General features: G+C 72.5%; 15 protein-coding genes and 1 tRNA gene. 5 read left to right on the top strand and 11 right to left on the bottom strand.

Annotated features, from left to right (window positions below; genetic code table 11):
* Window positions 1-8: 8 nt before the first annotated feature.
* The 3 genes from WMF33_RS25010 to WMF33_RS25020 all read right to left on the bottom strand — a co-directional run bounded on the left by WMF33_RS25010 (window position 9) and on the right by WMF33_RS25020 (window position 2,936).
* Window positions 9-1,349: a diaminobutyrate--2-oxoglutarate transaminase family protein gene (locus tag WMF33_RS25010; RefSeq protein WP_437339514.1), complete on the bottom strand. Its 1,341-nt coding sequence runs from the start codon at window positions 1,347-1,349 to the stop codon at window positions 9-11.
* Between the two features lie 167 nt (window positions 1,350-1,516).
* Window positions 1,517-1,882, bottom strand: a complete 366-nt coding sequence (locus WMF33_RS25015) for a hypothetical protein (RefSeq protein WP_437339599.1) — start codon at window positions 1,880-1,882, stop codon at window positions 1,517-1,519.
* 586 nt (window positions 1,883-2,468) lie between these two features.
* Window positions 2,469-2,936: a hypothetical protein gene (locus tag WMF33_RS25020; RefSeq protein WP_437339600.1), complete on the bottom strand. Its 468-nt coding sequence runs from the start codon at window positions 2,934-2,936 to the stop codon at window positions 2,469-2,471.
* Window positions 2,937-3,088: 152 nt separating this feature from the next.
* Here WMF33_RS25020 and WMF33_RS25025 point away from each other — a divergent pair, with 152 nt between their 5' ends.
* Complete coding sequence (locus WMF33_RS25025) at window positions 3,089-3,292, top strand: hypothetical protein (RefSeq protein WP_437322194.1); 204 nt, start codon at window positions 3,089-3,091, stop codon at window positions 3,290-3,292.
* On the opposite strand, the gene WMF33_RS25030 is transcribed toward WMF33_RS25025, so the two are convergent.
* Window positions 3,264-3,338 (bottom strand) — tRNA-Glu (locus WMF33_RS25030). The two genes, WMF33_RS25025 and WMF33_RS25030, sit on opposite strands and share 29 nt — an antisense overlap.
* Window positions 3,339-3,523: 185 nt before the next feature.
* On the bottom strand, window positions 3,524-3,763 hold the full coding sequence (locus WMF33_RS25035; RefSeq protein ID WP_437322195.1) for a hypothetical protein: 240 nt from the start codon (window positions 3,761-3,763) through the stop codon (window positions 3,524-3,526).
* Window positions 3,764-4,132: 369 nt separating this feature from the next.
* Between WMF33_RS25035 and WMF33_RS25040 the strand changes: the two genes are divergently transcribed.
* The 3 genes from WMF33_RS25040 to WMF33_RS25050 all read left to right on the top strand — a co-directional run bounded on the left by WMF33_RS25040 (window position 4,133) and on the right by WMF33_RS25050 (window position 9,336).
* On the top strand, window positions 4,133-6,355 hold the full coding sequence (locus WMF33_RS25040; protein WP_437322196.1) for a TonB-dependent receptor plug domain-containing protein: 2,223 nt from the start codon (window positions 4,133-4,135) through the stop codon (window positions 6,353-6,355).
* A complete protein-coding gene (locus WMF33_RS25045; RefSeq protein WP_437322197.1) occupies window positions 6,352-7,425 on the top strand; it encodes an HmuY family protein in 1,074 nt (357 codons plus the stop codon). Before WMF33_RS25040 ends, WMF33_RS25045 begins: the two co-directional genes overlap by 4 nt.
* Before the next feature lie 126 nt (window positions 7,426-7,551).
* Complete coding sequence (locus tag WMF33_RS25050) at window positions 7,552-9,336, top strand: hypothetical protein (protein WP_437322198.1); 1,785 nt, start codon at window positions 7,552-7,554, stop codon at window positions 9,334-9,336.
* A gap of 57 nt (window positions 9,337-9,393) precedes the next feature.
* On the opposite strand, the gene WMF33_RS25055 is transcribed toward WMF33_RS25050, so the two are convergent.
* The 6 genes from WMF33_RS25055 to WMF33_RS25080 form a co-directional block, all read right to left on the bottom strand.
* The gene (locus tag WMF33_RS25055; RefSeq protein WP_437322199.1) at window positions 9,394-10,518 is read right to left on the bottom strand and encodes a glycosyltransferase family 4 protein; all 1,125 of its coding nucleotides are present in this window, start codon (window positions 10,516-10,518) and stop codon (window positions 9,394-9,396) included.
* 3 nt (window positions 10,519-10,521) lie between these two features.
* Entirely contained in the window at window positions 10,522-11,538 is a 1,017-nt protein-coding gene (locus WMF33_RS25060) for an NAD-dependent epimerase/dehydratase family protein (RefSeq protein ID WP_437322200.1), read from the bottom strand.
* Between the two features lie 147 nt (window positions 11,539-11,685).
* Window positions 11,686-12,903 carry a glycosyltransferase family 4 protein gene (locus WMF33_RS25065; RefSeq protein ID WP_437322201.1) on the bottom strand — a complete coding sequence of 406 codons (1,218 nt, stop codon included), beginning with the start codon at window positions 12,901-12,903 and terminating at the stop codon, window positions 11,686-11,688.
* Window positions 12,904-13,137: 234 nt separating this feature from the next.
* Window positions 13,138-13,959, bottom strand: a complete 822-nt coding sequence (locus WMF33_RS25070; protein WP_437322202.1) for a CBS domain-containing protein — start codon at window positions 13,957-13,959, stop codon at window positions 13,138-13,140.
* Between the two features lie 540 nt (window positions 13,960-14,499).
* Window positions 14,500-14,907, bottom strand: coding sequence for a hypothetical protein (locus WMF33_RS25075; RefSeq protein WP_437322203.1), 408 nt, complete (start codon window positions 14,905-14,907; stop codon window positions 14,500-14,502).
* A gap of 588 nt (window positions 14,908-15,495) precedes the next feature.
* Complete coding sequence (locus tag WMF33_RS25080; RefSeq protein ID WP_437322204.1) at window positions 15,496-16,533, bottom strand: alpha/beta hydrolase; 1,038 nt, start codon at window positions 16,531-16,533, stop codon at window positions 15,496-15,498.
* On the opposite strand from WMF33_RS25080, the gene WMF33_RS25085 reads away from it, so the two are divergent.
* Window positions 16,532-17,356, top strand: coding sequence for an N-acetyltransferase family protein (locus WMF33_RS25085; protein ID WP_437322205.1), 825 nt, complete (start codon window positions 16,532-16,534; stop codon window positions 17,354-17,356). The two genes, WMF33_RS25080 and WMF33_RS25085, sit on opposite strands and share 2 nt — an antisense overlap.
* Window positions 17,357-17,370: the final 14 nt, after the last annotated feature.

Below are 17,370 nucleotides of genomic sequence, written 5' to 3' on the forward strand. Positions count from 1 at the left end.
CGGCCTCGTCACTGCCGCTTGGCGCGGACGACCGCCGCCTCGAGGCGGTCGAGGATCTCGCCGACATCGGACCTCGTCACGATCAGCGGCGGGAGCAGCCGGAGCACGGAGCCACGCCGGCCCCCGGTTTCCACGAGCAAGCCGTTCTCGAATGCCGCTCGCTTGATCGCCGCGCTCAGCACTCCGTCTTGCCGTCCGCGGCGCGCGCCGGGCGACGGCTCCACGACCTCGACGCCGATCATCAACCCGCGCCCGCGCACGTCTCCCAGCTCCGGGTGATCGCTCGCGATCCGGCGCAGACCCGTCATGAGCAGCTCACCCATCTCCGCCGCGTGCTCGGCGAGCCGATCGCGTCGCAAGATCTGCATCGTGACCTTTCCGGCCACCATCGCGATCTGGTTACCGCGGAACGTTCCGGCGTGCATGCCGCGGGACCACAGATCGAGAGCCTCGTCGTACACGACGACCGACAGCGGGAAACCACCGCCGACAGCTTTGGACAGAATGAGCACGTCGGGCACGATGCGCGCGCGTTGGAATGCGAACATGGTCCCGGTCCGTGCGAATCCGGTCTGCACTTCGTCGATGACGAGCGGGATCTCGAGCTCGCGGGTAAGCTGCCGCACTTGGCGTAGCCAGTCGTCCGAGACCGGGATGCACCCTCCCTCTCCTTGGACGACCTCGACGATGACCGCCGCTGGGCGGGGAATCCCGCTCTCCGGATCACACAACAGATTTCGCAAGTAGTGGATCGAGAGCTGGTCGGTGTCGCGCCCGTCGGTGCCGAACGGGCAGCGGTACCGGTACGGATACGGCGCGAAGTGGATACCGCCAGCCGCACCGGGCAGCCCCGCCTTGGGGGTGAGATTTCCCATCGCGGCCAGCGCGCCGCCGGTCATACCGTGGTACGCGCCGTGAAAGGCGATGATCGGCTGGCGACCCGTAGCGATGCGCGTCAGCTTCATCGCCGCCTCGACCGCATCGGACCCGCTCGGACTGCAGAACTGGACCTTCGCCCGGGCGGCCCACTTGTCCGGCAAGAGGCCGAACAGCTCGTCGAGGAACTCGCACTTGGCCGGCGTGGTCAGATCCAGGACCTGCTGCACGTGATCCGAGTCGATGAAGTGTAAGAGTGCTTCTCGGATCTCCGGGTGATTGTGCCCGAGCGGCAGAGCGCCGGCGCAGGCCAGACAATCGATGAAGTCGCGCCCGGACCGGTCGCGCATGCGGATGCCCGTCCCGCGCTCGAACACCGTGTCGAACGACGACGCGTAGGTCCGTGCGCTGGACTCGCGTCGCTTGACGGACTCGTACAAATCATCTGCTGTCTTGGCGAGGCCGGCGACCATGGACATGTCTGCTGACAACATCGATCACTCCTCCTTGGCGCCGCCGGCGCGCGACCAGCCGTACACCGAGCGTATTTCCTGAACGGGGGCCTCTCACGAGCTCCACGTGTGGGGGCAGGTCGACACACAATCGACGCGCATCCAGATGGCCCCCTGTCCGCCGCCCGTCATATCGTCGTGACCAGGAGCGCCTCGACCAATCGCGCTCGCCGGCCAGCGAACAGGTTTCTCCTGGTGTCGAGGTAGCGCGCGCTGTGCCCTTTCCGCGCCGCGATATCGACCGTGTCGCCTGGTTCGCACACTTCGACCTGTCCTGCCGGACACGTGTTCGTCTTGGCGCGCAGGTCAACCTCGAAGTGGCGCTTGCTGAACGAGTCGGGGCGCCGAGCTCGCTGCCCCCAAGGCTTGCTCTCGAGCTGCTCTTGGAATGCCTCGTCGAACAGCTCGTGCCGGTGCAGCCTGAGAAAGCCGAACAGTGTCCTTACGCGTGTCAACGGCTTCATCAGCGACTGCTCCTGCCACGACAGCTCCACCGGCGGCGACTATCGTTCCATCCATGCACCTCTTGGTGCGGACGAGATCATGGCCATGCGAACCTGTCGATCCTTCCATCGGCCATCGGCCATCGGACCGCTCAGACTTTCCAAGAAATCAATCTGGTCGATGCTCTAGCGCGCGCTCTCGCGCAGTCAAGTCCTCACGAAGCGCGCGCCTCACGGAGCGCGCAGCGTGCCCATGCAAGCGCGAGGCCACCTTGTTTGGTGAAAGCCCCGTCATGCGCGAGACCTCCGCCGCCGACTTGCCCTCGATCCGGTTCTTCACCGCTCAGAAGAAATGACCCGCCTTTGCTCACGAAGTCAATCATGTGTAGGCCGCCCTAACATTTCTTTACTTAGGCAGCCTCAGCTTTTCTTTACTTACGAGTCAACCACGTGTAGGCAGCCTCAACATTTTCAGTGCTGCTGCGGCGAGCTTCGAGCGGCAATGAGGGGGACGTGGACGAGCGGAACGGGCCAACGCCGCTCGAGGAGGCTCTTTACCCTGGCTGAGGACACACGTATCCGCTGCAAGCGGCGCTTGAAAGCGATACGCATGCGACGCGTGCGTTGCGGGGCGGTGTCAACGCTGTGACGACAAGCCGAGGAGAGCGGCGAAGAGCGTATGCACGAAGCGCAGCGAGCCAGCGAAGCGGGGCCAGACCTGACGCGCCCGATGAATGCCTGGGCCGCAAGGAAGACGAAGGCTCGTCGGGAGCGCTGCATCCGATGCGAAACCCTCGCCGCCGTCGGTGGTAAGGGCCGCAAGGAAGACGAAGGCTCGTCGGAAGCGCTTCCATTCCCAGCGCACGACCTCGGCAGGCTGCTGCAGCTGCGCGAGCCAGGTGCGGAGGTTCCACCCGAGGCGAGCGATGCGCACGGGGCACGAAGAGATTCCACTTCTCGATCGTGTCAGCAAAGCGTGCTCGCGCCGGGTCGTCTCAGCCAACGAAGGCGAAGTAGGCACCCGCTCGCTGGCATGCTTGGCGTACATCGCTTGTTGAGAATCAAGCTGGTTGATGCTCTCTCGCTCGGCCTGGCGGATGGCCATCGCGAGGTGAGCGGGCCTCGATCACGGGCGTGATGGTCGGCCCATCGCGTCCTGAGCGTGCCGGGGTGCTCGGACGGTCAAGGGTTCCCTCGCAGGGCTCGGCGGCTGCGCCGCCCTCGACGCGCCCTGCGCGCCCCGGCGGCCGCGTCGCGATGCTGGCGCGGAGCCCCGAGGAAGCCCGGAAGGCGCTCGAGACGATCCTCGGAGGCCCGCTGCGGTTCACGCCCATCGAGACCCCGGAGGGCAAGCGCTACCGGATCGAGGGCGTCGTCGCCCTGGAAGCCGTCGTCGCCGTCGAGGGCAACGAGGCGCGTGCAGTACAGGCAGCGTCCCCAGCGGGATTCGAACCCGCGTAGCAGCCTTGAAAGGGCTGAGTCCTGGGCCGGGCTAGACGATGGGGACCGGCGATGCGGCGCGGGAACCTACCGTCCGTCGTCGAGCAATGCAAGCCCAACTCGCGTCGCCCGTTCCGTCCGGCCCCGCCCCCGCGAAGCCCGCGGCGCGAACCGGCCGCTCGGCGGCTCGTCGCGGCGGGCTTCGCGGGGGCAGGCGCCGGTCCCGGCGGCCTCGCTGCCGCTGGCGTGGGCTCAGCCGGACTGAGCCGGCGTCCACGCGGGAGCATCGCTCGCGGGGAACGAGTCCTCCACGGTCTCGTCGACCTTCTGTTCCGGCTCCTTGTCCGCCGTGGCCTCGTGGCCCTCCACCGGATCCCCCGGGACGTGCCTGTGCTGTCCGCTCCCGGCCTTCTGGTCGCGCGCGGGCGCGTCGGCGGCGCTGCTGGACGTTTCGGCCCCTCGTTCCTCCGATCCCTTCTCGTTCGGCTTCATGCGCACCTCCTCGGGCTGTTCCGGCTTCTCCAGACCACCTGGAGCCGTCGAGGCGCACCGCAAGGGGCCAACCGGGCGCCGGTGAGCTCGGCGCAGTCGCTCGTCCAGCACGGACCTCCCTCCCGGCGCGGGGCCTCGCCCTGCCGGCGCGCGGCCCTGCCCTGCACTTGCGCCACGCGCCGCGGCCTGACCGCCGCGCCCCCGCGCCTTCCGCGACGCGACCTCCCGCGCCCGAACCGCTGGACGGCCACGCTGAATCGGGCGACCATACGCACCGCGCAACCCACCTTGCGCCACACTGGCAGAGCTCTCCCCCATGCTTTCGCTGCTGCGCCTCGAGCCTGCCGTTTCGATGTCCCCGGGAGGACCGTGCACCGCCGCCGGCGCCTGACGCGCGCCGCGCAGCTCGCCTTCTGCCTCGGTCCGGCGCTCCTCTCGGCCGCCCCTTCGCGCCCGGCGCGCGCGCAGCTCGCGCCACCGGCGCAGCCTCCCCGACCGGCGCCCGCCGCGCAGCCCCAGGCGCAGCCGCCCGCGCAGCCCCAGCCCGCGCCTGCCGCGCAGCCCCAGCCCGCGCCCGCCGCGCAGCCCCAGCCCGCGCCCGCCACGCGGCCGGCGCCCGCCGCTCAGCCGCCTGCGCCGCCCTCGCCTCCCCCTCCTGCCCCCGCCGCGCCCCCCCTCGAGGTCGTCGTCACCGGCACCCGCACCCCCGAGAGCAGCCAGCGCGCCACCGTGCGCACGCGCGTCGTCAGCCGCGAGGAGGCCGAGCGCCGCGGCGCCACAAACGTCGGCGAGGCGCTCGACGGCGAGCTCGGCGTCCAGGTCAACCCGAGCGCCTACGGCGCCCTCGGCAACCCGAGCGCCATCCAGATCCAGGGCTTCGACCTCGACCGCGTCCTCGTCCTCGAGGACGGCGAGCGCGTCATCGGCGACAGCGGCGGCGCCATCGACCTCTCCTCCCTCCCGCTCAGCGACGTCTCCCGCATCGAGCTCGTCACCGGACCGACGAGCTCGCTCTACGGCGCGAGCGCCATCGGCGGCGTCGTCAACGTCCTCTCCGCCCCCCCGGCCCGCCCGGGCTTCAGCGGCCGCGGCCGCGTCGAGGGACGCAGCCGCGCCGGGCTGCTCGCCCAGGCCTCCGGCGCCTACCGCGGCGAGCGCGCCTGGGCCAGCGCCGACGCCTCGTTCCAGCGGGAAGACAGCCTCACCCTCCTCGAGGACAGCGCCGCCACCGCCCTGCCCGGACGCGCGCAGCACCTCGTCGGCCTGCGCGCCGGCGCCGCGCTCGGCCGCGGCATCGACGTGCGCCTCCGCGCGCGGTGGATCCACGACGAGCAGGACGGCATCGAGCAGCCGCCACCGCTGCCAGGCCTCGGCGTCTATCTCATCGACGTCCCCGAGGTGACCGACCGCTTCACCCTGCACCTCACCGAGACGCTCGATCTCGGCGGAGGCTCCAGCCTGCGCCTCGCCGCCGGCCGGCAGTGGGCCTACCGGACGAGCGAGCGCAACCTGCGCGGCTCCCCCCAGTCGGAGCTGCGCGAGCGCACAGGCTCCCTGCAGAGCTACGAGGCCATCGCCACCATCGCCCAGGGACGGCTCACCTGGGTCGCCGGCGCGCGCGCCGAGGTCGAGTCGCTCACACAGGAGCGCCGGCGCACCGACGTCTCCACGTCGGGCATCTTCGAGAGCACCGCCGACGAGGTGCCCGACACCGAGCTCGGCAGCGCCGCCGTCTACGGCCAGCTCGCGTGGAAGCTCACCGACAGCCTCACCGTCATGCCCGGCGTCCGCGGCGAGTACTGGCCGCGTTACGGCGCCGTCCTCGCCCCGCGCCTCGCCCTCGCCTACCGGCCCGCGCCGTCGCTCACGCTGCGCATCTCCGGCGGCCGCGGGTTCCGCGCGCCCAGCGCCAAAGAGCTCGGCTTCTCGTTCGATCACTCGGGCCTCGGCTACATCCTCGAGGGCAATCCGGAGCTCGCCCCGGAGACGTCCTGGGGCGCGAACGGCGATGTCACGTGGATCCCCAGAGAAGGCCTGACGGTGCGCGCCGGCGCCTTCGCGAACTGGGTCGACGACCTGATCGACTTCGACCCGAAACCCATCGACACCTCCGGCGGCGTCGACACGTATACCTACATGAACGTCGCCAAGGCGCGGACCGCGGGCGTCGAGCTCTCGGCGACGTTCCAGGCGGCGTCGTGGCTCCGCGCCGAGGCCGGCTACGCCTACCTCTGGACGCGCGACGACACGGACGATCGCCCGCAGCCGCTCTCCGGCAAGCCGCCGCACACCGCGCAGGCGGCGCTCCGCGCCGACCTGCCCCTCCAGATCGAGCTCGTCGCCCGGCTGCGGACGATCTCCAGCGCGTTCATCGAGGTGGACGAACACGGCATGACCCGCCGCGCGCCCGGCTTCACCACCCTCGACGCGCGGCTCGCGCGGCCGCTCTGGCCCTCGTCGCAGGCCTACGTCGGCGTCAGGAACCTGCTGGGCGCGCAGAAGGACCCCAACCGCCGCAACGATCACCGGCCCCTCGAGGGGCGCACCGTCTACCTCGGCGTCGTCGCCGAGCTACCGTGGGAGGACTCATGACACGATGGTCCGTCGCAACAGCCCTTCTCCTGCTCACCCCGGCGTGCGGCGACGACGTGGGAGGCGGCGCGCAGACCGAGGACGGCGCGCTCCTCGAGGTCGAGGTGCCGGCCGCAGGCAGCGTCTTCCTTCGCCTCGCCACGCCGGAGGTCGTCGTCCCCTCCGGCGATCCCGCGGTGTCCACCGACTGGGATCTCGCGTTCTCGGGGTACGACGTATTCACCAACAGCGGCCTCAGCGGCCCGGGCGAAGGCGGGGCGCTGCCGCTCACCCTGGAGGACTACACGGCAGGCCAGCTGCCAAACACGCCCTTCCTGCTCCAGGACGAGGCCGGCGGCGCCTTCACAGGGTGGTACGCCTACGACGGCGAGACGCACGTCGCCTTCAGCCGCTATCACATCCACGCGATCGAGCACGAAGGGCGGTACTGGAAGCTCCAGATCCTCTCCTTCTACGGCGAGATCGACGGAGCGCCGGTCACGGGGCTCTACCAGCTCCGCTATGCCGAGGTGCTCCCCGACGGCTCCGGCCCGACGGTCGACATCGAGGATGTCGACGCGACCGCCGGCGGCATCGACATGCCCGAGACCGCGCCGAGCGCCTGTCTCGACCTCGCGAGCGGCGAGCAGCTGATGCTCACGCCGGAAGAGGCGCGCGCGTCGACGGCGTGGCACGTCTGCTTCCGCAGGTCGCAGATCAGCGTCAACGGCGAGCTCGGCGGCCCAGGGACCGCGCGCGGCGCCGATCTCCAGGAGCAGGAGGCGAGCTCCGAGTCGCTCGCCGAGGTCAAGGAGCGGACCGCCGCCTCGGAGAAAGCACGGTTCGACGCGGCCGACCACGCCGCCCTCACCGATCCCGCCGTCGCGTACCGCGGCGACCACATCGCCACGGCCTTCACGGGGCGCTGGCTCGATCGCGGGGCGAGCCCGCCCGCGCCGGCGAAGGACGCCGCGTGGCTCGTCCAGAGCGCAGACGGCCAGTCGCGCTACGTGGCCGTCATCGAGCGCTTCGAGGGCGCGACGGACGCCTCCCCAGGTCGGGTGATAATGCGCGTCAAGCAGGTGGAATGACCGCCACTCCCGCCATTTGCGTTGCGGGACGGTCACAAGGGTGCGCGGCGCGTGACATCGCGCCAGGACCCGAGCATACTGCGCGCGCGCTGAGGGACGGCCTCATCCGCGGTAAGGAGCATGCTTATGACAGAGTCGCCTGCACCCGCATCGAGCGCCACAGGTCCGTCCCGCGGGACGCCGGACGGCGAGCGCGGGGCGACGCGGGCGCGCCGTGGGGGGCTGCTCGCCGCGGGGGCGCTCGCCGCGCTCGCCGCAGGCGCCTGCGGCGGCAAGGTGGTGGTCGACGGGTTCGAGCCGACCGACGGCACCGGCGGCTCCGGCGCGACCACGAGCTCTGCCACGCCAGGCTCCTCGGGCGGCGGTCAAGGCGGCGAGATCGGCGAGGGCGGCGCGCCGCCAATTCCGCCCCTCGTGAAGGAAGAGTTCGCCGACGTCACCGCCGGAAAGAGCGTCCCGGTGCACGTCCCGCCAGGCACCCTCGGCATCACGGCCGTCGCTCAGCTCGTGACCTCGTCGCCGAGCTGGGATCCGGTCGGGATCGAGAGCATCACCGGGCCCGACGGCAGAGCGTTGGTGTCGAGCTACTCGATTCCCGGCACCCTGGCCCACTTCTTCAATCATGGCATTGGCACGGCCGCCGTACCGCAGACTGGCACAGCGGCCTCCGTGCCACTTGTGCCAGGCACGTACTGGATCACGGTCGGCGGCGGCACCACCGGCATGCTGGCGGGGCCGGCGCGCCTCTCGGTGTGGCGCCGCCAGACGCTCGACGGGCGCTTTCACGGCGGGAAGATCGACGTCAACGCCTTCATCGCCGGAAACGCGGTCTCCGAGGACTACATGCGGCGCGCGCTGCGCTCTGCGTACAGCGGGTTCGTGGGGCTCGACGTGGGCGACATCAACGTCCATCACCTCGGGTCGGAGTGGGCGGTCATCGACGAGGAGCTCCTCCCCAGCGTGCTCGAGCAGACGGCGGGCGCCGCCGGCAGGCCGGCGCTCAACGTGATCGCGGTGGCAGATTTCACCGGGCGGCTCGAGATGGCGGCCGGCGCGACGCCCTCCGCGCCCTCGGTCGCGGTGGAGCACGGGACGCACCTCAGCGGCATCGTCGTCGCGCTCTTCGGGGACCTCGAGGCCGACGCCGTCATCCTGCGCCACGAGCTCGGCCATTTCGCGGGGTTGTTCCACACCACCGAGATGGAGGCCGGCTACGCGGATCCGCTGGACGACACCGCGGAGTGCGAGGACATGGGCCTGCCGTACGAGCGCTGCCCCGATTACGACAACCTCATGTTTCCGACGGGGGGCGACTTCTCGAGCACGATCACGCCGCAGCAGACGCGGATCGTGCAGGCGAGCGCGTTGTACCGGGGCGTCGTCGAGGACGGCGGCGGCGCGGCGTCTCCGCTGCCGGCCGATCCGGGTGCGTCGGCGAGCGAGGCGCCCGTGGCGCCGCCGGCCCCGGGCGGGTCCGCCCGGGCTGGGGCGCCCGACCGCCGCGCCTGGGCGGCCTCGCTCCCGCCGCGCGCCGCGACCTTGCTCGCGGGGCATTTCTGCGGCCACAGCGCGGCCCTGGGCACGGGCTTCTTCGGGTGGCTCCGCGCGGCCGGCGGCGCCGGCGCCGATCGGCTGCTCGCGGTCGGCCGCGATCCAGGGGCACCGGCGCACGTCAGGGCGCGCGCCCTCGCCGCGGCCGGCCGCGCTGCCGCGGCATCTGCGCCCGCGGCGCGTGTGGCCGCGGCGCTGCAGGCCCTCGCCGCAGATCCGCGCCTGCCGAGGCGCGCGCGGCTCGGGGCCATCCAGGGGGTCGCCTGGGCCTCGCCCGACGCGGCCCGCGCGCTCGCGGCGCAGCTGGCGGCCGATCCCGACGAGGTGGTCGAGCGGATGGCGGCGCGCGCGGCGCGGTGAGCTCCGGTCACGCGCTCGGCGAGGGTGCCCCCGACGAGCGCGACATCGCGGAGCAGCTCACCGCGCGGCCGAGGTGAGCTGCGCATAGAGCGCGGCGTACTCTCCCATGATCGTCCGGGTCGCGTAACGGCGCTCGGCGCGCCGGCGCGCGGCCGCGCCGAGCTGCGCCCTGCGCGAAGGGTCGTCGCGCAGGGCGCGAAGCGCGTCCCGCAGCGCCGCCTCGTCCCTCGGGGCCACCGAGAGGGCCACGCGGCCCCCTTCGCCCTCGATGACCTCGGGAATGGCGCCGACCGGCGTGACGACGCAGGGCAGGCCGCTCGCCATGGCCTCGAGCACCACGTTGGGCAGCCCCTCGGCGTGGCTCGGGAAACAGGCGATGTCCGCGCCGCGGTACGCCTCGGGCATCGCGGCCGCCGGCACCTCGCCGAGCAGGTCCAGGCGGCCCTGCCGCGCGAGCGCCCCGAGCGCCTCGTCCAGGCGCCGGGCGTACTCCGCGGGGCACCCGGCGGCCCGGGGCCCCGCGAGCGCGAGGGTCAGCCCATCGACGGCCAGCACCGCCCGCGCGAGCTCGAGGACCCCCTTGTGCGGGGTGATCAGGCCCGCGAAGAGCACCCGCAGCGGCGCCCCGGGCGAGCGCGGCGCGCGCGGCGCGGCGGCGGGGTGGAAGACCTCGGTGTCGACCGGGTTCGGGACGTGGACGACGCGGCCGCCCGGAACCAGGCCCTGCACGTACTGCTGCAGCTCCTCGGCGAGGGCGACGACGGCGGCGGCGCGGCCGAGCACCGCGCGCACCGCCTGCAAGGTGGGCCACGGAAGGGCGCGCAGCCAGTCGATGATCTGCGTCGAGAAATGCAGGTGGAGCACCGCCGGCACGCCCGCGCGACGGCACAGCTCCACCGCGAGGCCGTCGCGGGCGGTGGCCCAGAACAGCGTGGTGCACAGGTGAACGACGTCCGGCCGCCGCCGCGCGAGCAGCCGGTGGAGCTCGGACAGCGATTCGCCGGCGCGGACCACGCGCGCCGGGCGAAACCTGCTCTCTGCGTCGACGGCGGCGCTGTGGGGCGAGGTGTCGATGACCTCCGCCTCGATCCCCGCCGCCGGCGCCGCGTCGAGATAGGTCCGCATCCACCGCGTGAGCCCGCCGGCGGGCGGCGGGAGGGGGCCCCAGAGCGCGACGCGCATGGGCTAGAAGCGCGCCTCGGCGGCGATGTGGTCCCAGTGCTCGCGGAACCACGCCACGGTGGTCGCGAGCCCCTCGTGCAGGTCCATCCGCGCCTCGAAGCCGAGGACGCGCTTGGCCTTCTCGATGGACGCGCCGCGACGGCGCTGCGTGTCCCACGCGCGCCGCTCGACGAACCGGACGCCGGCGCGATTGTCGGTCATCTCGTTGATGGCGCGCGCGAGGTCGAGGATGGCGGTCTCGTTGCCGGACGCCAGGTTGAGCGCCTCGCCCGAGGCGCCCGCCGTGGTGCCAGCCCGGAGCAGCCCATCGACGATGTCGCCCACGTACGTGAACGAGCGGGTCTCTTCTCCCGTGCCGGTGATCGGCAGAGGCTCGCCCCGGAGCGCCCAGTAGACGAAATTGGGGATCACGTTGCGGTAGCGGCCAGGGACCTCGCCCGGACCGTACGAGTTGAAGAGGCGGACCCGAACGGTGCTCAGCCCTTCCTGCCCGGTGAAGTAATTGCAATAGAGCTCGCCGAGCAGCTTGGTGGCCTGATACGGCGTATGCACGTCCAGCGAGGTGTAGTCCTCCGGGACGGGCCGCGGCGGATCGCTGCCGTAGGCGGCGCAGCCGGACGAAGCGAAGACGACGCGATGGACCCCGCGCCGCCGCGCGTGGCGCAGCACCCGCAGGGTGCCGAGGCCGTTGACCTCGAGATCCCGCTCGGGGTTGTCCACCGAGTTCTGGTTCGCGAACAGCGCGGCGAGGTGGAAGACGTGGGATGTCTCGTCCCGGAAGACCTCCGCGAGCAGGTCGTCGTCGACGACGCTCCCCTCCACGAAGCGCACGTTGCTCCGCGCCGGAATGGACCAGCGGTACGAGGAGGAGAGATCGTCCACGACGATGACCTCCGCGCCCGCGTCGGCCAAGGCCGCGGTGAGGGAGCTGCCGATCGCGCCGGCGCCCCCGGTCACGACGACCCGCCTGCCCTTGTAATTCTGCCGGATGCTCGCCATCTCTTCTGTCATTTCGCGCATGGAATCCTCCTCTCCACAACGCGCCGGCGCGTTGCGTCCTCCCGTTCCCCAGCCGCGCGCCGGCGCGTTCGTGCGCCCGCGCGTTGCGTCCTCCCGTTCTCCAGCCGCGCGCCGGCGCATTCGTGCGCCGGCGCGTTCGTCACGCGCTCAGGTCGCCGCGCGCGCGAAGACCTCCTCGTAGCGAGTCACCAGCGCGTCGCGCGTGAACCAGCGAAGGAAATGGCGGCGGCCGGCCTCCCCCATCGCGCGCCGCGCCTCGGGCGTCATGTCGCGCAGCCGCCGCACCGCGGCCGCGAGCGCCGCCGGATCCTGGGGCTCGCAGGCGAGGCCCGCCCCGCTGTCCCGGACCAGATCCGCCGGATCCCCGCTCGCGGCGACGAGCACCGGCCGGCCCGCGGCCATGTAGGCCGGGATCTTCGAAGGGATCGTGAGCTCGAAGCACGGATCCCGCTTCAGGTGCGAGAGCAGCACGTCGGCGAGCGCGAAGAATCGAGGCATGCGCTCGTGAGGCTGCTGGCCGATGAAGACGATGTTCGAGAGGGCGCGCGCCTCCGCCTCGCGCCGGAGCCGTGGCGCGTCGATCCCGTCCCCGACCATGACGAACCGCACGTCGTCGAGGTCCCGCACCAGCGCCGCCGCGTCGAGCACGCTGAAGAGCGCCTGGGCGGCGCCCATGTTGCCCGCGAACAGGACCACGAACCGCCCTGTCAGCCCGTGCTCCGCGGCGAGCTGCGGATCGGGCTCCACCGGCTGATAGATGCGGTCGTCCGCCCAGTTCGGGATGAGGTGCACCTTGTCGGCCGGGACGCCTTTGCGCGTGAGCGCGCGCGCGAGGCCAGGGCTGATCACGATGAGCGACGCGGCTCTCCGGTACAGGGCGCGGTTCACCCGATCGATGCCGGCGAACACGTACGGGTTGCCGAGCATGCCTGACGCGGCCGCGGTCTCGGGCCACAGGTCCTGGACCTCATACACCCACGGGATCCCGCGGAGCGCGGCGAGCCAGGAGGCCGCGACCGCGAGGCTCGGCGGCGGATTGTGGACCCAAGCGACGTCCGCCCGCCCTGCGAGCGCCGGGCCGAGCAGCGCGGTCGAGACGCCGAAGCTCGCGTAATTGAGCGTCCGTCGAAGGCGGGATCGGCTGTGGTCGAGGTAGATCGGGAGCCGTATCACCCGGGTTCCGCTCACGTGCTCCACGTCCCAGAGGCGCTGCCGGTATCCCGGGTAGAGGCGGCCGTGCGGATAGCTCGGGAATGCGGTGATCGATGTCACCTCGTGCCCGCGCGCAGCCAGCGCCTCCGCGAGCAGGTGGGCCCGCGAAATGGGCTCGGGGTGATACCATTGAGATATAAGGAGTACCCTCACCGTCCCACTTCGTTGCACGGGCGCCCGCCGATATTCAACCGTTGAGCTCGACGCGCTCTCCTGGCGCATCACCCGTCGGCAGCCCCGGGGCGCTCTCGTGCGATCGGATTCCCGAACGTAGTACAAGGTGTGCCAAGGTGAGACACACCGGAGCAGTTCCCGGCGTTCGCTTTGCGTCCGCGCTGGCCCCGCCGCCGGCCATCCCATCTGTGGCCGGGCCCCTGGCGGGCGGCGCTAGCCGGCTTTGGACCTCGCGGCGGTGGAAATCAGGCCCGTACCGGCGACGGCGCGCGCGAAGTCCAGGCCCGTCAGCACGCCGCGGAGCCGCCGCCCCTGCACCACGAGGACGCGCCGCGCCTGCGCCGCGTGCGCGGCGGCGGCGGCCCGGTGGAGCGGGGTCCGGACGTCGAGACAGACCATGGCTGGGCTCATCACGTCCTCGACCGGCGAGTCGGAGAGCACGCCGTGCGCGAGCAGCGCCTCGGTCTGGGTGAACATCCCCACCGGCCAGCCGTCCGGGTCCACCACCACGAGCCCGCTCACCTGCGCCGTCGTGAGCCGATCGGCCGCGAGCGCGAGGGGCGCGTCGAGCGGGATCGTGTACGCGGGGGCCGACATGAGCTCGGCGATCGGCGTCGCCTCCCGCGCCTCGACCAGGGCCAGGAGGAGATCCTTCGTGCTGAAGACCCCGGTCAAGGCGTCGCCATCGCGGACGAAGACGCGGTGGATGCGGTGCTTCAGCAGCACGCTCGCCGCCTGGACGACCAGCGTCGTGCGCCCGACCGTGATGATCCCCGGGCGCAGGACGTCGCGCGCCGGGACATCGGGCAAGGTCAGCAGCATTCCGCGGCTGTTCGTCTTCGTCTCGAACCGGCCGAGCCGGAGCAGGTCGGTGCGAGAGAGCACGCCGACCGCGCGCGACGCCGCGTCGAGGATCGGTACGCAAGAAATTGCGTGTTCCCCCAACAATCGGTGGACCTCGGGCAGCGGGGTGGTGTCGGGCGCCGTGATGACTGCGCAGGTCATGTAACGCGAGACGGGTGTCGCAAAGCGCATCATGGGGAGGATTCCTCAGAGGACGCCGGCGCGGATCTCGGCAGGCGGCGCGTCAGCGCGCAGCGGACCGGAGCAAGAAGCGATCCGGAATGCGGCGACGCGCCGACGAGCTCGGTTGTCGCAGGCGCCGGGGGTTGCGCGGCGCCGCGAGCGGGCTCACCGCCGGCCGCGCGGGCGCAGACGCCGCGCGTGGACGCGCCATCTGCGCCGGGGTGTGCTGCGAGCTGGGCAGTTTCTCGACGCGGGCGCCGAGCTCATCCACGCCAGCCGGCGATGTCCCAAAATGCATCACGTGGGGTGCCGTGCAACGCAGCCGTCAGCGCACGGCCGTGGCGGAATCGCAGATTTCAGGCGCCCGGCCGCCGGGAGCAGCGCGCGTACAGCGGGCTCCCGGCGGCCAGGCCCTCGGCGACTCGTCTCAGGCGACCCGCGGCTCGGACGCCGGGCCGCGAGCGGCGCCATCACGAGGCCGCGAGCGATGGCCGCGCCGTGGCGCGGGACCGGAGCTCGCCTTGGCCTCGCTGCGCCGGCTACGGGGGATTACCACCTGCCGTAGCCGCCGTAGCCGCCGCCGAAGCCAGGGCTGTAGTTGCCGAAGTTGAACGGCGGTCTCCAGGAGCCGCCCCAATCGCCCCAGCCGCAGGGCTTGTTGAAGGGCCTGTTCCAGCCCGGGCCCCAGTTTCCGCCGCCCCAGTTCCCGCCGCCCCAGTTCCCGCCGCCCCAGTTCCCGCCGCCCCAGTTCCCGCCGCCCCAGTTCCCGCCGCCCCAGCCGCAGCTCCGCGGATTCAGAGAACCGCACAGCGCCTGCGAGGTCTCCTCGACCTCCACGGCCTCGGCCTCGTCCATGTCGGTCTCGTCGGTGCCCGCCTCGCCCGCCGCGCAGCCGGCGGTCAGGGCGGCCATCGCCATCACAACATGCATCCACCTGCTCTTCATCAGCTCGACCATTTCTCCCCCTTCCACGACCCGCGACATCCGCGGGCCGTCAGGCCAGTCGGAGGTCGCAGAGAGCAGCGCTCATGCCCGAGAGCCGGTGTGCACAGGCTGCCGCCCGGCGGCGCGCGCGGCGGGCGAGAGGCTGCGATAAACCGACAATCCTAAACAGCGCACAGCGCGGCGATCGAGGCCCGTTCACCCGCGCCGGATCGCTGGGCAGATAAGGCGCTTCGGGGCGCGCGCAGCGCACAGCGGCTCGCCGCGGCCGGCGCCCTCGCGCGGCGCGACGAGCCACGGAATACACGCCTTTCGCGAGCGGTGGACTTCTCGGCGCGGGCCGCCTCACGAGGCGTCTCCGACGATTCGAGGCCTCCTCGCCGGCAAGGTGGGGCGATGGGCGACGACAGCATACTCGTGCTCACCGTTCTCGGGCGATCCGCGCCGCCCGCCCGGCGCGCTCAGCCCATCTCCTCTGCGGTCATGTAACCAAGGGTGCTCGGGAATAGCGCTCCGGGCGCCTCGCGACACGCGCCCCAGCGCTGCGGTCGGACCGGCGCTCGCGACGCGCAGCGGGCTGGCGAGCGGCGTCGGCCGGCGCGCTCAGGGGACGGCGACCCAGGTATTCCAGGCCAGCGCGAAGTCGTCGGCGCGGATCTCGTGGCCGCGCCCGGGGTGCACCACGAGCTCGTGCTCCCAGCCGTGCTGCGTGAGCACGTCGGCCAGGTTCTCGGCGCTCGCGACCGTGGAGGCGAGCTCCTCCCCGCCGACGGCGATGTAGATCGGCGGCCTCTCCTGGGAGAACAGGTGCTCCTCGATGACCATCCGGCCGGCGCCGACGAGCCCGGCGCCGTCGACGGCGACGAGGCCTTCCAGCGCCACATAGCTCGCGAAATAGCCCCCGTTGGAGAAGCCCATGACGTAACGCCGGCCGAACGTCCCCCCGAGGATCCGCGCCATCCGCGCCTCGGCGCTCATCCACTCCTGGAGCAGGGCGGGCGCCGCAGCGTCGACCGTCTCGCGGCGCGTCGGCCAGCAGAAATGGGCCCCGACGGACGGATCCCAGGTGCAGAGCCCCGGCCTCCCCCGCGGGAACACCGCGACGACCCCGAGCGCCGCGGCGGCCTCCGCCGCGATCGCCTGGAGGGCCACCGGCAGCGTGTCGGGCGCCATGGCCCCGTGCAGCACATAAAGGACCGGCGCGCCGCGGGGCGCGGTCTCCGGCACGTGGAAACAGGTGTGCTCGTCCAGGCCGATCCACCTCGCGGAGCACCAGTCCGTCTCGACCGGCTCCCAGCTCAGCGCTCCGCCCTCCCCGCCGCCTCCGTCGCCGCCAGCATCGCCCCCGCCGGAAGCGTCGCCGCTGCCGCTCGCGTCGCGCCCGCCGGAAATGCCGTCCGCGCCGGCAGCGTCGCCCCCGCCGGCAGCATCGCCCCGGCCGGAAGCGCTGCTGCTGGCCACATCGCCGGCCGAGGTGGCGCCGCCCGCGCCGCCGCCGTCGGCCGCGCGCTGCGCCCCGGCGGCCGCGCCGTCGCACGCGGCCGGCGCGAAGGCGAGCGCCGCGAGCAGCGCCGCGCGGCGAGCAGCTCGCGCCCGGGATCCATGGGACGCGCGGCGCCCCGGAATGTAAGCTCGCCCCATGCTTCGCCTCGTCGCGCGCGCGGCGCGCCCCGCGGATTATGACCACTTTGCGCGGCTGTTCGTAGAGCTCGGCATCGACAACCCCGTCCTTCCGCGCGAGCGCTGGGAGAGCGCCTTGGCCAAAGACACCCTCTTCTTCGAGGAGAACGGCGAGGTGGTCGCCTACGCCTATGTCCAGCCGCTGCGCGAGTTCGGCTACGTGCGGCACGTCGTCGTCGCGCCGTCCCACCGCGGCCGCGGGATCGGCGCCGTCGTCATGCGCGCCGTCGCCGCGCACCTCCGCGGCCGCGGCTGCGCGCGCTGGTGCCTCAACGTCAAGCCGGACAACACCGCCGCCGTGCGGCTCTACCGGAGCGCCGGCATGGAGCAGGTCTACACCTTGACCACGTTCCAGCTCGCCTGGGACGCCGCGGCCCGCCTCCCGCGCCCTGCGCGCCCGGTCGCCGCCCGCCCGGCGGAGCCGTCCGACGACGCCGCGGTGGAGGCGGCGTTCGGCTTGCTGCCCGGCCAGGCCGCCGAGGCGCGCGGCCGGGGCGGCCTCGCGCTCCTCTGCCTCGTCGACCCCGCGGCGCCGGGCGCCGCCCCGCTGGGGTACGCCAGCTTCGACCCCTTCGTCCCCGGCGCGTTTCCGTTCCGCGTGGCCGCGCCGGAGCTCGCCGCTCCCCTGCTCGACGCCATCCGCGCCCACGCCCCGCGCGCCCCCGAGGCCCTCCTCGTCACGGTCGAGGACGACGACGCGCTCGCCGCCGCCCTCCGCGCGGTGGGCGCGACCGTGCAGCTCGTCGGCGTGCACTTCCGAGGCGAGATCCCGGACGTCGGCTGAGCCGCGAAGGCCGC

The organism is Sorangium sp. So ce394, assembly GCF_051474665.1.
GTDB lineage: Bacteria > Myxococcota_A > Polyangia > Polyangiales > Polyangiaceae > Sorangium > Sorangium cellulosum_D.

Excerpts from the sequence above, each read along its gene's own strand:
- WMF33_RS25010 (WP_437339514.1), bottom strand. The coding sequence starts at position 1,349 with ATGGTCGCCGGCCTCGCCAAGACAGCAGATGATTTGTACGAGTCCGTC.
- WMF33_RS25020 (WP_437339600.1), bottom strand. The coding sequence starts at position 2,936 with ATGGCCATCCGCCAGGCCGAGCGAGAGAGCATCAACCAGCTTGATTCT.
- WMF33_RS25025 (WP_437322194.1), top strand. The coding sequence starts at position 3,089 with ATGCTGGCGCGGAGCCCCGAGGAAGCCCGGAAGGCGCTCGAGACGATC.
- WMF33_RS25035 (WP_437322195.1), bottom strand. The coding sequence starts at position 3,763 with ATGAAGCCGAACGAGAAGGGATCGGAGGAACGAGGGGCCGAAACGTCC.
- WMF33_RS25045 (WP_437322197.1), top strand. The coding sequence starts at position 6,352 with ATGACACGATGGTCCGTCGCAACAGCCCTTCTCCTGCTCACCCCGGCG.
- WMF33_RS25050 (WP_437322198.1), top strand. The coding sequence starts at position 7,552 with ATGACAGAGTCGCCTGCACCCGCATCGAGCGCCACAGGTCCGTCCCGC.
- WMF33_RS25055 (WP_437322199.1), bottom strand. The coding sequence starts at position 10,518 with ATGCGCGTCGCGCTCTGGGGCCCCCTCCCGCCGCCCGCCGGCGGGCTC.
- WMF33_RS25060 (WP_437322200.1), bottom strand. The coding sequence starts at position 11,538 with ATGCGCGAAATGACAGAAGAGATGGCGAGCATCCGGCAGAATTACAAG.
- WMF33_RS25070 (WP_437322202.1), bottom strand. The coding sequence starts at position 13,959 with ATGCGCTTTGCGACACCCGTCTCGCGTTACATGACCTGCGCAGTCATC.
- WMF33_RS25075 (WP_437322203.1), bottom strand. The coding sequence starts at position 14,907 with ATGGTCGAGCTGATGAAGAGCAGGTGGATGCATGTTGTGATGGCGATG.
- WMF33_RS25085 (WP_437322205.1), top strand. The coding sequence starts at position 16,532 with ATGCTTCGCCTCGTCGCGCGCGCGGCGCGCCCCGCGGATTATGACCAC.
- WMF33_RS25080 (WP_437322204.1), bottom strand. The coding sequence starts at position 16,533 with ATGGGGCGAGCTTACATTCCGGGGCGCCGCGCGTCCCATGGATCCCGG.